The 14488-nt window shown below is 64.0% G+C and carries 13 protein-coding genes; 3 read left to right on the top strand and 10 right to left on the bottom strand.

The annotated features are described in order from the left end of the window. Window positions 1–25 precede the first annotated feature (25 nt). The 6 genes from B7G52_RS14580 to def form a co-directional block, all read right to left on the bottom strand. On the bottom strand, window positions 26–907 hold the full coding sequence (locus B7G52_RS14580; RefSeq protein WP_096698280.1) for a dihydrodipicolinate synthase family protein: 882 nt from the start codon (window positions 905–907) through the stop codon (window positions 26–28). 114 nt (window positions 908–1021) lie between these two features. Next, window positions 1022–2215 carry a phosphoglycerate kinase gene (locus tag B7G52_RS14575; RefSeq protein ID WP_096698279.1) on the bottom strand — a complete coding sequence of 398 codons (1194 nt, stop codon included), beginning with the start codon at window positions 2213–2215 and terminating at the stop codon, window positions 1022–1024. A 247-nt stretch (window positions 2216–2462) separates the two neighbouring features. After that, a complete protein-coding gene (locus B7G52_RS14570) occupies window positions 2463–2792 on the bottom strand; it encodes an AzlD domain-containing protein (protein WP_096698278.1) in 330 nt (109 codons plus the stop codon). Further along, window positions 2789–3496 carry an AzlC family ABC transporter permease gene (locus B7G52_RS14565; protein WP_096698293.1) on the bottom strand — a complete coding sequence of 236 codons (708 nt, stop codon included), beginning with the start codon at window positions 3494–3496 and terminating at the stop codon, window positions 2789–2791. Before B7G52_RS14565 ends, B7G52_RS14570 begins: the two co-directional genes overlap by 4 nt. Window positions 3497–3534: 38 nt before the next feature. Next, window positions 3535–4611 carry a methionyl-tRNA formyltransferase gene (locus tag B7G52_RS14560; protein WP_096698292.1) on the bottom strand — a complete coding sequence of 359 codons (1077 nt, stop codon included), beginning with the start codon at window positions 4609–4611 and terminating at the stop codon, window positions 3535–3537. A gap of 36 nt (window positions 4612–4647) precedes the next feature. After that, window positions 4648–5169: a peptide deformylase gene (gene def, locus B7G52_RS14555; RefSeq protein WP_096698291.1), complete on the bottom strand. Its 522-nt coding sequence runs from the start codon at window positions 5167–5169 to the stop codon at window positions 4648–4650. Between the two features lie 188 nt (window positions 5170–5357). Here def and B7G52_RS14550 point away from each other — a divergent pair, with 188 nt between their 5' ends. The 3 genes from B7G52_RS14550 (at window position 5358) to B7G52_RS14540 (ending at window position 8375) form a co-directional block, all read left to right on the top strand. Beyond that, window positions 5358–6575, top strand: a complete 1218-nt coding sequence (locus tag B7G52_RS14550; RefSeq protein WP_096698290.1) for a LysM peptidoglycan-binding domain-containing protein — start codon at window positions 5358–5360, stop codon at window positions 6573–6575. A gap of 71 nt (window positions 6576–6646) precedes the next feature. After that, window positions 6647–7771, top strand: coding sequence for a DNA-processing protein DprA (dprA, locus tag B7G52_RS14545; protein ID WP_096698277.1), 1125 nt, complete (start codon window positions 6647–6649; stop codon window positions 7769–7771). A 79-nt stretch (window positions 7772–7850) separates the two neighbouring features. Continuing rightward, window positions 7851–8375: a DUF494 domain-containing protein gene (locus B7G52_RS14540; RefSeq protein ID WP_096698276.1), complete on the top strand. Its 525-nt coding sequence runs from the start codon at window positions 7851–7853 to the stop codon at window positions 8373–8375. A 193-nt stretch (window positions 8376–8568) separates the two neighbouring features. Here the strand turns inward: B7G52_RS14540 and B7G52_RS14535 are convergent, their stop codons facing one another. From B7G52_RS14535 to yajC, 4 genes are all read right to left on the bottom strand, one after another. After that, on the bottom strand, window positions 8569–11013 hold the full coding sequence (locus tag B7G52_RS14535) for a DUF1631 family protein (protein WP_096698275.1): 2445 nt from the start codon (window positions 11011–11013) through the stop codon (window positions 8569–8571). Between the two features lie 50 nt (window positions 11014–11063). Beyond that, complete coding sequence (secF, locus tag B7G52_RS14530; RefSeq protein ID WP_096698274.1) at window positions 11064–12017, bottom strand: protein translocase subunit SecF; 954 nt, start codon at window positions 12015–12017, stop codon at window positions 11064–11066. Window positions 12018–12044: 27 nt separating this feature from the next. Next, a complete protein-coding gene (gene secD / locus B7G52_RS14525) occupies window positions 12045–13940 on the bottom strand; it encodes a protein translocase subunit SecD (RefSeq protein ID WP_096698273.1) in 1896 nt (631 codons plus the stop codon). A gap of 69 nt (window positions 13941–14009) precedes the next feature. Then, window positions 14010–14345, bottom strand: coding sequence for a preprotein translocase subunit YajC (gene yajC, locus B7G52_RS14520; RefSeq protein ID WP_096666202.1), 336 nt, complete (start codon window positions 14343–14345; stop codon window positions 14010–14012). Between the last annotated feature and the right edge of the window lie 143 nt (window positions 14346–14488).

The following is a 14488-nucleotide window of genomic DNA, read 5'->3' as shown; positions in this document are numbered from 1 at the left end:
CCCCGCCCGATGCGCAACAGGCTGGTTACAGCGCGCCCAGCTCGCACAGGACCCGGCGCACCGTTTCCACACCATCCGTCGACAACGGTGCCTGCGGCGCCAGGGGATGGCCGACCTCATACCCCTGCAGGGCAAGGCCGGCCTTGATGCAGGCCGCCAGGTTGAACGTGGCAAACACCTGGTTGATGCTCCAGAGCCTGCGCTGCAAGGCCATGGCCTCGCTCCATTGACCGGCCCGGCACAGGTCGTACAACGCGATGCTCTGCCGGGGAACCAGGCAGGCCGGCCCGGCCATCCAGCCCGCGCCCCCCATCAGCATCACGGTCGCAGGCACATGCGACGACGCGGCAAAAACCTCCATCCGGCCCTCAACGACATTCATGATCGACAGCAGGCGCCCGGTGTTGAAGGAGGCGTCCTTGATATAACGGATGTTGGGGATGTGGCTGAGCCGCCCGATGACCGGCAGCTTGAGATCGGAGCGCTGGAAATTCGGATTGGTGTAGATCACCACCGGCAACAACACGGCATCGGCAATCGCCTTGAAGTACTGGTAGACCCCTTCGTCGTCCACGGGAAAATACGCTTCCAGCACCGCCAGGATGCCGTCGCAGCCCATGCGCTCGTACTCCCGGGCCTGGCCGACGGCGTCGACGATGGTGGTGGCTGCCACACCGGCCACCACCGGCACCTGCCGGCCGGCCGCCTGCACCACCACCTCCACCACCCGGCGCCGTTGCGCCGGGTTGAGGTAGGCAAATTCGCCGGTCGATCCCAGCGGCGTCAGGCCATGCACGCCGGCAGCCATCAGGTCCTGGCAAAGGCGCGTCAGGACCTGCGCCTTGACCTCCCCGTCGGCGTCAATGGGCGACACCAGATAGGGAAAAACACCGTGAAAATCCGTCATCTGCAAACTCCCGGCAGGTATCCGTGGATCGGGGGGAATTCAGGAAAAACAGCCTCCATCGCCCGCCCTGATTGCGAGTATTGCTATATTTTTAATAGCTAACACCGCGCCGGCTCAGCCCGCCGCCCGCTTCTGCAGGATCTCGAAAGCCGGCAGGGTCTTGCCTTCCAGCACTTCGAGAAAGGCGCCGCCGCCGGTGGAGATGTAGCCCACGTCTTTCTCGATCCCGTATTTGGCAATGGCGGCCAGCGTGTCGCCGCCGCCGGCGATGCTGAAGGCGGGGCTGGCGGCAATCGCCCGGGCGATGGTTTGGGTGCCGCCTTCAAAGGCGGCAAACTCGAACACGCCCACCGGGCCGTTCCAGACAATGGTGCCGGCGGCCATCAGCTGATCGGCCAGCTTTTTCGCGGTTTGCGGGCCAATGTCCAGGATCAGGTCGTCGTCCGCCACATCGGCGGCCGCCTTGACGGTGGCGGGCGCGTCGGCACTGAAGGTCTTGGCGGTCACCACATCGGTCGGCACAGGCACCTCGGCGCCGCGCGCCTTCATGGCCGCCATCACCGCCCGGGCCTCGTCGAGCAGTTCGCGCTCCGCCAGGCTCTTGCCGATGGGCAGGCCGTTGGCCAGCATGAAGGTGTTGGCAATGCCGCCGCCCACAATCAGCTGGTCCACCTTGCCGGCCAGCGCCTGGAGAATGGTCAGCTTGGTCGACACCTTGCTGCCGGCCACGATGGCCACCAGCGGTCGCTTCGGGTTGGCGAGGGCCTTGGAGATTGCATCCATTTCGGCCGCCAGCAGCGGGCCGGCGCTGGCCACTTTGGCAAACTGCGCAATGCCGTAGGTCGAGGCCTCGGCGCGATGCGCCGTGCCGAAGGCGTCGTGCACAAAAATATCGCAGAGCGCGGCCATCTTGCGGGCCAGCGCCTCGTCGTTCTTTTTCTCGCCGGGGTTGACGCGGCAGTTCTCCAGCAGCACGAGCTGGCCGGGCGCCACGTCCACGCCGTCAACCCAGCCGGACTTCAGCGGCACCTCGCGCTGCATCAGTTCGCCCAGGCGCTTCGCTACCGGCGCGAGGGAGTCCTCGGGCTTGAACTGCCCTTCGGTCGGCCGGCCCAAGTGGGAGGTCACCATCACCGCGGCGCCGGCGCTAAGGGCCATCTGAATGCAGGGAATCGAGGCGCGGATGCGGGTGTCCTCGGTGATGTGGCCGCTGTCATCCTGCGGCACATTGAGATCGGCGCGAATGAAGACACGCTGGCCCTTGACAAGGCCCTGGGCGCACAGATCGGAGAAACGAATGAAGTTCATGAAAGCTCGCAGTGAAGGGTTGGGTCAACGCGCCCAAGACCCCAAATTGTAGGTGCGCCGTCCCGGTGCCTGGGCAGGGGTTGCCGCTTGGCCGCCCCAAGGGAAAAGGCCCCCGGGATAGCGAGCGACCGTGAGAATCTTTTCCCTTCAAGCCAGGGCTGCGGAACCGGCTTTGCCGGGCCGCAGGCGCAGCGGCCCCCTCGGGGGGCAGGGAGCTACACGCAGTGAGCGACCGTGGGGGCCAGTTTCACCAGCCCAGTCCGATGTGCAGGGGCAGGTAGACCGCCATGCCGGCGATGATGGTGCCCAGAACGCCACGGCGCCAGACAAACCAGGCCACGCCGGCCAGTGCGGCAAACAGGCGGGCGTCCCGCCAGGTGTCGATGAGTTGCCCCTGCGTCATCACGATCTCGGGAATGATGACGGCCGCCAGGGCCGCGATCGGCGCATAGTGCAGGCCGCGCTGCACCCAGGGCGGCAGGGTCCAGGGCTTGCTGGACATGAAGAAAAACGAGCGCGTGATCACCGTGACCAGCGCCAGCCCAACGATGGTGAGCACGGTCCAGGCATCGGTCATGCCGCCCCCTTCGTCGTGGGCAACGGCGCCGCTGGCGCTGCCGGTTTTTCCAGCATCAGGCAGACCGCCACCGCCGCGGCAATCGCGACCAGGATGTTGAGCTTGAGCGGCAGGGCAAAGGCCGCCACCGCCGCTGCGCCGGCCACCCCGGCGGACACCACACGCAGGCGGCTGCTCGCCAGCGAACACATGACCCCGAGCAGGGCCAGGATGCCGGCGAAACCCAGCCCCCAGGACAGCGGAATCGCATTGGCCAGCGCAATGCCCAGCAGGCTGGGCACCACCCAGCTGAGCCAGGTCAGGGCGCAGTTTCCGGCCAGGTAGGCCTCCTGGGCACGCAACGCCTCCTTGTCATCAGAGGGCACCGGATGCGGGTGGCGGTTGGTGAACATCACATAACTGAGATCGGCCGTGAAATAGCCGCTGGCCAGGCGCCGCCAGAGTGGCTGGTGCATGAGGTAAGGCCGCAGATGGGCGCTGAACACGACAAAACGCAAATTGACGCAGGCCGCGGTGGCCAGAATCACCCACAGGGGCGCGCCGGCAAGAATCAGCGGCACGGCGGCAAGCTGCGAGCTGCCGGCAAACACGATCACCCCCATCAGCACCGCCTCAAACAGGCTCATCCCCGACTTGACCATGGCCACACCGGTCATCAGGCCCCAAGCGGCTGTACCGGCGGCGGCGGACGCCATGTCGCGCATGCCCTGGCGAAACTCGGGATGCCGGAACAGCGGGGCCGTCAAGCGCGCTTCTCCGGACTGGCCTGAAAAACCATGCCGGGCTGCAACGCAAAACCACGGACGAACTCGGCGGCATCCAGCGGCTTGCCACCGGGCTTTTGCAGCCGGGTGGCGCGCACCACGCCGTCACCCGTCGCAACGTCCACGCCGTCCGGGCTGACGGCGAGAATCTGGCCCGGCGCGGCCGCTTCCGGCCGCTGGACACCGGGCACCACCACGGCCCGCCAGAACTTGACCGTGTCGCCGCCCAGGGCACTCGCCGCGCCCGGAAAGGGGTTGAAAGCGCGTATCCGCCGCTCGATCACGGTGGCGCTTTGCCGCCAGTCAATGGCGGCCTCGTGTTTTTCGATTTTGTGCGCGTAGGTGATGCCTTCCCCGGGCTGCGGCACGGGCCGGAGCCCGCCGCAGGCCGCGAGGTCCAGCCCCTCGACCACGAGCCGGCCTCCCAGGGCAGCCAGTTTGTCGTGCAGGGTGCCGGTGCTGTCCCCGGGTGCAATCGGAAGCTTTTCAACCAGCAGCATGTCACCGGTGTCCAGCCCGGCATCCATCTGCATCAGCGTGATGCCGGTCTCGCTGTCACCCGCCTCAATGGCACGGTGAATCGGCGCCGCGCCGCGCCAGCGCGGCAGCAGGGAGGCGTGAATATTCAGGCAGCCCCATTTATGCGCCCCCACGCTCCCCACTGCGTGTGGTTCGCTGCCCCCCGAGGGGGCTGAACTTGCTCGGGGCGGCCCTTCGCTGCATTCGTCGCGGCTCATCATGTCCAGCACCCACTGCGGCAGGATCAGGCCATAGGCGGCGACCACCATGACGTCGGCACGGGCCGCCTCCAGCGCATCGCGCACGGCCGCGGCGTCTTCGGGGTATTTGCCATTGAGCCGCAGGCTGCGTGGTTGCAGCACCGGAATCTGTTGTTCAAGCGCAAACTGCTTGACGCTGGAGGCCTGCAGCTTCATGCCGCGCCCGGCGGGCCGGTCCGGCTGGGTCAGGACAAGGGGAATTTCAAAACCCGCAGCATGCAGCTGCGAGAGGGCCACACGGGCGAATTCGGGGGTACCGGCAAATATGACGCGCATCCGCGCATTTTCGCCCATGCGCAAGGCGCGCCAGGGTCAGCGGACCAATTCGCGTTCTTCGTCTTTTTTCTGCTTGATCATCTTGGTCTTGATGCGGTTGCGCTTGAGCGGTGACAGGTACTCGACAAACACCTTGCCCATCAGGTGGTCCATCTCGTGCTGGACACACACCGCCAGCAGGCCCTCGGCGCTATGGGTCTGAGGCTCGCCTTCCAGGTTTAGCGCCCGCACCTTGATGGCCCTGGCGCGCTCCACCCCGTCATACACGCCGGGCACGGACAGGCAGCCTTCGTCATTGACCTGGGTTTCGGGGCTGGACCAGATGATTTCGGGGTTGATCAGCACCAGCGGCTGGTCCCTGCCCTCACTGACGTCGATCACAACGACTCGTTCGTGAACGTTGACCTGGCTGGCGGCCAGACCGATGCCCTCGGCGGCATACATGGTTTCCAGCATGTCGCCCACCAAAGTGCGAATGCGCGCATCCACCGCCGCCACAGGCTTGGCAACGGTGTGCAGACGCGGGTCAGGGAAACGAAGAATGGTCAGTTGGGTCATGGTGGCAGGCAATCAGATGTCGCTATTTTCGCTAATTTTCGCCATTTTTCAGCATCCGCGCTGTCACGAAATGGCATATTCGTTGCCTAATCAAGGGCTTAAGTACAGAATCGCTAGTGATTTATCAAGATAAAAACGTGGCGTCCGGCCTTGATGCCCAAGGCCGCGCCAGCCCCAAGGGCCTCAAGATGCAACATATTTTTGGTCGGTTCAGTAAGATTTCAATAGCCGCCGCTCTGCTGGCATCCAGCGCAGGCCTGCATGCGCAGAATTTCCCGATCACCGCCGGCCAGAAGGCCACGGCCAGCCAGGTGGCCCAAACCAGCGTACCACTGAGCGATCTGGCCCCCAACGCCCCCGACGAATACACCGTCAAGCGCGGTGACACCTTGTGGGCCATTTCGGGCATGTTCCTGAAAACCCCGTGGCGCTGGCCCGAGTTGTGGGGCATGAATCTGGACGACATCCGCAATCCGCACCGGATTTATCCCGGTCAGCAGCTCTACCTGGACAAATCCGGCGGACGCGCCACCTTGCGGGCCCGGCGTCCGGGCGACGGTGACGGCCAGCCCGGCACCGTGCGGGTATCGCCGCGCACGCGTTACGAATCGCTGGCTGATGCCGCCATCCCGACGCTGTCGCCACAGGCCATTGAACCCTTTCTGTCGGAAGCCCTGATCGTCGACGAAGCTGCGTTTTTGACTGCCCCACGCATCGTGGCCGCCCAGGAAGGCCGGGTTTTGCTCAGTCGCGGCGACCGCGCCTATGCCCGTGGCCTCTACAGCAGCAAGGACACGGGCAAGCCGCTGAGCACCGCCAAAGGCGAGCCGCTGGACTACCGGGTCTTCCGCAATGCCACACCGCTGAAAGACCCCACCACCGGCGAAATCCTCGGCTACGAGGCACAGTTTCTCGGCAAGGCCGAGCTGGTGCGCGGCGAATCCACCGCCAGCGTGAAGGGCAAGGACGGCAAGCTCGTCGATGAGGTCATCCCTGCCACCATCGACATCCTCGTCGCGAAGGAAGAAATGCGCGTTGGTGACCGGCTGGTGCCGGAACCGCCGCGCGAACTGCTGAGTTATGTACCGCGCGCGCCACAGCTCCCCACCGAAGGCCAGATTGTCTCGATTTACGGCAGCGCCGTGCGTTATGCGGCAGGCAACCAGGTCGTTGTGATCAACCGCGGCATCCGCGACGGGCTGGAGCGGGGCCATGTGATGGCCATTTTGCGAAGCGGAGAACGGATCACTGACCGCACGGACTCTGCCAGAACAGTGATCAAGCTGCCCAACGAACGCAATGGCTTGTTGATTGTTTTCCGCACTTTTGAAAAACTCTCCTATGCGCTGGTCCTTGAGGTCAGCGAAGGCGTGAAAGTGGGCGACCGCTTCGAAAATCCCAACTGAGCGTCAGCACCAACTTGTGCAGACCGTCTGCATGAATTCCGTTGCCGCCTCCGCCGGAATGCAGCCCTTCCATGGACGTAGCTGAACTTGGCGCGTGGTTGCGCCTGTCGCTGACCCCGGGCATCGGCAACGCCGGAGCACGCCAGCTGCTGGCCACGTTCGGGTCAGCCCAGGCCATCTTTGAACAAGACGCAGGCACCTTGCGGCAGCTCGGCTCCGACCGTCTGGCGGATGCGCTGCTGACCGAGCCCGCCACGCTGGCCGACCAGCTGAAGACCACGCTGGCCTGGTTGCGGGGCGCAGACAATCGGCGCGTGGTGACGCTGGGCGATGCCGGCTACCCGCCCGCGCTGCTTGACATCGAAGACCCGCCCTGCATGCTTTATATGCTTGGATCCCTTGATTCATGGTCGTCGACAGCTATCAATAACGTAGCGTCCTGCCTCGCCATCGTGGGCAGCCGCAACCCCACGCCGCAAGGTGAAAGCAATGCCCGGCAATTTGCCAGGGTGTTCGGCGAAACCGGTCTCTGTGTGGTGTCGGGGCTGGCACTGGGCGTGGACGGCGCCGCCCACGACGGCGCCCTGCTCGGTGGCGGCACCACCATGGCCGTGGTCGGCACCGGGCTGGACCGGGTGTATCCGAAGCAGCACCTCGCGCTCGCCCACCGCATTGCCCAACACGGGCTGATCATCAGCGAGTTCCCGCTGGGCACACCGCCCCTCACCGCCAATTTCCCCAAGCGCAACCGCCTGATCTCCGGCCTGTCACAAGGCACGCTGGTCATCGAAGCGGCGCTCAAGTCAGGCTCGCTGATCACAGCGCGCCTGGCCGCGGAGCAGGGCAAGGAGGTGTTCGCCATCCCCGGCTCCATCCACTCCCCCCAGTCGCGCGGCTGCCACGCCCTCATCAAACAGGGCGCCAAGCTGGTGGAGTCCGCCCAGGACGTGCTGGAAGAGTTGAACCTGCCCCAGCTTTCGGCCGCCTTGCCAGCAGCGCATGCGGATATGGATGGACAGCCCACAGACGACCCGCTGTTTGCGGCGATGGGGTTCGAGCCCGTCAGCCTCGACGCCCTGCAGGCGCGCACCGGGCTGGCAACCGCCGAATTGCAGGCCCAATTGCTGGCGCTTGAAATGGCCGGAGAGGTCGCCCGGCTGCAGGGCGGGCTGTTTCAGCGCATGGCAAGGGTTTGACGCCTGCGGCTACGTTGGGCCAAGGGCCTTCGGCCTCGTACACCGGCCACACCGTTCCCAACTGCGTTATATTGGATGCATGTTTGAAGTACTGGTGTACGTTTACGAAAATTACTGGCAAGGCGACGCCTGCCCCGAGCTGCACCAGCTGAGCCGCAAACTCACGGCAGTCGGTTTTGAGGCGGACGAGATCCAGGCCGCGCTGGTCTGGCTCAACGGCCTGAACATCGCCGCGCAGAACACCCAGGTTGGCATGCCCGCCGGATCACAGGCGGGCGCGCCCCCTGTGCCGGCGACAGCCAGCGCACCGCCCGGCTTCCAGGCCCAGTCCGCCAGCAGCCTGCGTGTCTATTCGGTGGCAGAACAGGACCACCTCGGCGCCCAGGCCCTGGGCTTCGTCAGTTTCCTGGAGTCCTCGGGCGTTCTGCCATCACACATGCGGGAAATCGTGATCGACCGGGCGATGGCCGCGCCGGGAGACCCCCTTGCGCTGGATGACCTCAAGATCATTGTGCTCATGGTGTACTGGAGCTTTGGCGAAGAACCCGATGCACTGGTCCTGGACGAACTCTGCGACGACGCGGACTTCCGGGTGGCGCATTGATTAAAGCCCCCACGTTCGCTCACTGCGTGTAGCTCTCTGCCCCCGAGGGGGCGCTGCGCCTGCGGGCCGGCAAAGCCGGACCCGCGGCCCCGGCTGGTATTTGAAACACCTGTACTCTGCCAATCCCATATCCCGCATCCGGCGGCGATGCGCCCGCGACCACGTGGGTCAAGAGGCAGCCTAAAAGTAAAGGCTAGCCGAGCAGACGCTCCGGATTGGCGTCGAGCTTGGCCAGCGCGTCGCGGGTGGCGCGCACCGTGAGTGCCTCGTCTTCGGTCGGCACGAGCAGGCCGGCCTGCAAATAGGCAGCCAGGCGGCGCGCCTGGATCAGGAAGTTGCGGCCGTCGGTCGACGCAAACAGGTTCAGCTGCTTGCGGTCACTGCGCCAGGCAAACTGCACATGGTTGACCTGGCCGTTGTGGTCCAGCGTGAACCATGCCCCGAGTTGCAACTCCTGTGACCAGGAACGCATGGCTTCGCTCGGCTGGCTGCCGCCGTCGGCAATCACCTCGATCTCCGAGGCGTCGATGCCAATCATCATGACCAGGTTTTCGGTGTCCAGCGGCAGATCACCGACATCCTCGTCCGACAGGTAATCTTCCAGATTGGCCAGCCGCTTGGACATCTCCTCGATGCGCTCCAGGGAAATGGCATCGGTCTTGGACATGAAGGCGTCCGCCAGCGTGTCGCTGATGATCTTCAGGTGCTGGTCCTGCACCGGCGGGCTCATGCCCAGCATGGACATGCCGGATCGAAGCAGATGCAGCAACTTGGGCAGGTCGGCAATGACGCGTGCGCGGTCATTGCGGTTGGGCTTGGCACTGGCCGCCCAGACCAGGTCAGCGGCGGCCTGCTTGAGCGTGATCGTCTCCTTGTGCTGCGGACCATTTTTCATGGCCGCGATGGCCAGCACCTCGGCCCAGATCTTGAAGAGGAATTCACGGATCTCTTCGCGCACCGGCATGTCGTTGAGCATGCTGCGCATCTCGATGGTGTACTGGATGGCCATGGTTTCCTTCTGCTCCATCTGCTGGGCCACGCTCACCACGCGGGCAGTGCTGCCTTGCCCGGACAGGAACTTCGAAAGGAATTTCTGGAACTCGTCGTAGACCAGCTGGAACACCCGTCTGCCGGTTTCCGGGTATTGCTCGATGACCTGCACGATGCGCTTGATTTCAATTTCCAGCGCACCGCCCGAGATCGTCGCGTCAAAACCCAGCACGCAGGAGCCCATGCGATCGATCAGCCGGCGCGCTGGATGCTGCAGGGACCCAAAAAATTCGGGTTCTGAAATCGCCACCCGCAGCACCGGCATCTGCAGCCGGGCAAACCACACCCGCACGGCAGGCGGAATGCGGTCTTCCGCCAGAATGCTCTGGAACATGAGCGCCACGATTTCAATCGTGGCCTTTTCACTGGACGTGCTCGCCGCCTGCTTGAGGTCGCTGGTGCGCTGACGCAAGGCGCCCGCCGCCTGCTCCACATCGACGGAACCATGCATCTGATCGGGTGCGTCAACCAGGGTGCCTTCATAGGCGTTGCCAGCGGCGGCGCGGGTTTGCACCCTGGCCAGAGCCTGTGCCAACTGGGGCGAAGGCTGGTTGGCGTGGGTGTGGTCAAAATCAACCGCGTGGTCGGACAACAAGCGCCGGAGATGCCCCATCACCCCCTGCGCCCGCATGCGCGCCCGCGCCAGTGGCGATGTTCCGGTCTGCATGCGGGTCTCGTCAAGGATCGCCTCTCTGGCTGCGGCAGAGTTCGCGGCTCCCCCCTTGCCGTCCGACGAGCTGCCGCCGGAACCAGCGCCGCCACGCCCTGAACCTGAACCCGAGGTAGGACCGGGGCGGCCGCCACCCGCACCAGCATTTGTGTCACCCCCTCCGATACCGTATCCGCCGGACGAGCCCGCGCCTGGCGCCTGCCCGGCCGGCACAGCCGCACGGGTGCCTGCCGGCTGGGCCTTGGCGCGCAGGGGCGACGGGTTGTTTGCAGAGGGCGTACGTTTGACGAGTGCCCGCAGATCGATGTCCACCATCACGTTTTCCTTGATCAGGAACTCGTTGGCGGCGCGGTAGGCCTCCAGCAGGTGCGCGGTCAACCGCTGCTGGATCAGGTCCTGCGCCGTCAGCCACACCTCGCGCGACAGGGGCGCCAGGGTCCATTGCTCCACCATCTTTTGCGAAAGGACTTCGGGGCGCAGGATGTCTTCCTTGGCGAGCTCGGACACCCCTTCAAGGCTCTGGACGCGCAGACGCAGGTCGTTGAGCTCCCAGCTGGCGCTGTCGAGCAGGCGCAAGGCCAGACGGGAGGCCAAAATCCTGTTCTCCATCACCTCGTTGCCCATCAACTCGAACTTGCCGGTATCCACCGCCAGGCCCACCGGCGCGGCCGTCGGGATCAGCGCATTTTTCCACGCGGCGATGGTGGCGTTGACCCAGATTGCTTCCGAGTTCTGAAAGGACACCCAGGTGTCACGGCGGTCCTGCATGTCGCGGGCACTGCCGCTCTGCTCAGTCAGTGCCGACAGTTTTTGCCTGATGGCACCAGCCAGCTCGGGCAGGATGCGCGCGGCATGGCTCACAAACCGTTCGCGCGCCTGCCGGGCAAGAAGAAGGTCTCTTTTGGTGTTTGCGGCCACGTCCGTGCGGTGTCGGTGTTGGTGTTGGTGTTGGTGTTGGTGCGGTTTGCCTAAACCGTTGCGCCGGCATTCGGATCGTTGGGATCCTCTTCCTTTTTCCCCGTTGGCTTGACGAGGTCTTCGCGCTTGATGCCGAGCCACATGGCAATCGCCGCGGCCACAAACACCGAAGAATAGATGCCGAACAGGATGCCAATCGTGAGAGCCAGCGCGAAATAAAACAGCGTCGGTCCACCAAAGAGCAGCATCGACAACACCATGATCTGGGTGGAACCGTGCGTGATGATGGTGCGGCTGATGGTCGAGGTGATCGCGTTGTCGATGATCTGCACGGTGTTCATCTTGCGGTAACGGCGGAAATTTTCACGGATCCGGTCGAAAATCACCACCGATTCATTGACCGAGTAGCCCAGCACGGCCAGCACGGCCGCCAGCACCGAGAGCGAAAACTCCCACTGGAAAAATGCGAAGAAGCCAAGAATGATCACAATGTCATGCAGGTTGGCAATGATGGCCGCCACCGCATACTTCCATTCGAAACGAAACGCCAGGTAAACCATGATGCCGACCACCACCATGGCCAGCGCCTTCAGGCCGTCCTGGGCCAGCTCCTCGCCCACCTGGGGGCCGACAAACTCGGTGCGCCGCAGGGTGATCTGGGGGTCGTCGGCCTTCAGCGCCGCCATCACTTTCTCGCTCTGCTGGGCGGTGGTCACGCCTTTTTGCGCGGGCAACCGGATCATCACTTCGCGCGCCGTGCCGAAATTCTGCACCTGCACATCGGTAAAGCCCAAGCCCGCCACCGTACCCCTGACCTTTTCGACATCGGCGGGCTGGGAATAGCTGACCTCCATCACCGTGCCGCCAGTGAACTCCACCGACAGGTGCAGGCCACGCGAAAACAGGAAGAACACGGCCAGCACAAAGGTCGTGAATGAAATCACATTGAAGATCAAGGCATGCCGCATGAACGGGATGTCTTTGTGGATTTTGAAAAATTCCATGGCGTTCTCTGTCCGTTGTTCTTTGGTCTAGTTGGCCGACGCTGTGGGCTTGGAAGACACAGCGGTACTGCCGGCGGGTCGCCAGACGGTACCAATGGACACCGATTTGAGTTTTTTCTGCCGTCCGTACCAGAGGTTGACCAGACCGCGCGAGAAAAACACCGCCGAGAACATACTGGTCAAAATGCCGATGACGTGCACCACGGCAAATCCGCGCACGGGTCCGGACCCGAAGGCCAGCAGGGCCAGACCGGCAATCAGCGTGGTGATGTTCGAGTCCAGGATGGTGGCCCAAGCGCGCTCATAGCCGCTGTGGATGGCGGCCTGCGGCGCCACGCCGTTGCGCAACTCCTCGCGCACCCGCTCGTTGATCAGGACATTGGAGTCAATCGCCATGCCGAGCGCCAGCGCCATGGCCGCCATGCCGGGCAGGGTCAAGGTCGCCTGCAGCATGGACAGCACCGCCACCAGCAAGAGCAGGTTCACCGCCAGGGCCAGACCGGAGAACAGCCCGAACAACATGTAGTAACCGGCCATGAAAGCGACGATCACGAGGAAGCCCCAGGCCACGCTGTGAAAGCCCTTGGCGATGTTTTCCGCGCCCAGGCTGGGGCCGATGGTGCGTTCTTCAATGATTTCCATGGGCGCCGCGAGCGAGCCGGCGCGCAGCAGCAGCGCCAGGTCGTTAGCTTCCGTCACGCTCATGGAACCGGAAATCTGGAAGCGGTTGCCGAGTTCACTCTGGATCACCGGCGCCGTCAGCACCTCGCCCTTGCCTTTTTCAAACAGCACAATCGCCATGCGTTTCTTGACGTTTTCGCGGCTCACATCGCGCATGATGCGCCCGCCCTTGGCATCAACGGTCAGGTCCACCTTGGGCTGCTGGCTCTGCGAGTCAAACCCCGGCTGGGCGTCCGTCAGGCTTTCGCCGGTCAGGATCACCTGTTTCTTGACGATCACCGGCCGGCCGTCGCGTTCCAGGAAGCGCTCGGAACCAAAAGGAACGGCACTGGCGCCGCTTTCGGCCGCGCGGCCCTCGGCGCTTTCATCGACCAGCCGCATTTCCAGCGTGGCCGTGCGCCCCAGAATATCCTTGGCCTTGGCCGTGTCCTGCACACCGGGCAACTGCACCACGATGCGGTCCAGTCCCTGCTGCTGGATCACCGGCTCGGCAACACCGAGTTCGTTGATGCGGTTGTGCAGCGTCACCATGTTCTGCTTGAGCGCCTGCTCCTGCACCAGACGTGCCGCCTCGGGCTTGATGCTGGCACTGAGCTTGTACTCGGTTCCATCGGGCGCATCGACCATCTGCAGGTCCGCGAACTGGTCCTGGATCAGGCGTTTGGCGGCTTCCAGCGTGGCCGTATCACGGACCCTGACCTCAATGACCTGGCCGTTGCGGTTGATGCCGCCGTGGCGGATGTTTTTTTCGCGCAACACCAGGCGGATGTCTCCGGCCAGCGACTCGGCTTTTTTGGTCAGTGCCGCCTGCATGTCCACCTGCAGCATGAAATGCACGCCGCCGCGCAAGTCCAGGCCGAGGTACATGGGCCGGGCGTTCAGGGCAGTCAGCCAGGCGGGTGAGCGTGACAGCAGATTGAGAGCCACGATGTAAGACGGTGTGGCCGGGTCGGGCAGCAGCGCTTTTTCAATCGCGTCCTTGGCCTTGAGCTGGGTGTCGGTGTCGCCGAAACGTGCCTTGACCGACGTGACGTCGAAAGTCACCGCCTCCGCAACGATATTGACATCCTTGAGCGCCTTCTCAACGCGAGCGACGGTTGCCCCGTCGATCTTGACGCTGGACCTGGCGGCGGAAACCTGCACCGCAGGCGCCTCGCCAAAAAAATTGGGCAGCGTGTAAAGCGCGGCAATCAACAGGGCGACGACGATGACCGCGTACTTCCAGACCGGATAACGATTCATGAGCGTGCTGTTCCTGGGAAACTGAGGGGCTGAAGAAGCCGGCCCATGCCGGCCGGCCGGGAGAAACGACTAGGACTTGATGCTGCCTTTGGGCAGGACCTGGACGATGGCACTGCGCTGCAGCTGGACCTCGACGCCGGTGGCAAGCTCGAGGCTCAGGTAGGCCTCGCCGAGTTTGGTGACCGTACCGAGCAGGCCACCGGCAGTGACCACTTCGTCGCCTTTGGCCAATGCGTCAATCATCGCGCGATGCTCTTTCTGCTTTTTCATCTGCGGGCGGATCATCACAAAATACAGCACCACAAACATCAGCACCAGCGGCAGCATGCTGGTGAGTGAAGACAGCATGCCGCCTTCGGCAGCGGCGGCTGGGGCGGTTTGGGCAAACGCGGAAGATATAAACACGGCAGACTCCACAACAATAAGTAAGGCTCCCACTAGTCACAGCGGGGGCGCGGAAGGCCGATTGTATGCGGCCGGGTGGATGTCAGGACTTGTAACCCTACCGGTTTTCGCCCTTTGCCGGCCGTTGCCGGCCGGCAAATGCG

Origin of the sequence: Polaromonas sp. AER18D-145 (assembly GCF_002379095.1) — a bacterium.
Taxonomy (GTDB): Bacteria; Pseudomonadota; Gammaproteobacteria; order Burkholderiales; family Burkholderiaceae_C; genus Polaromonas.
Note: the sequence above shows the minus strand (reverse complement) of the source record. Positions and strands in the feature narration are given on the sequence as shown.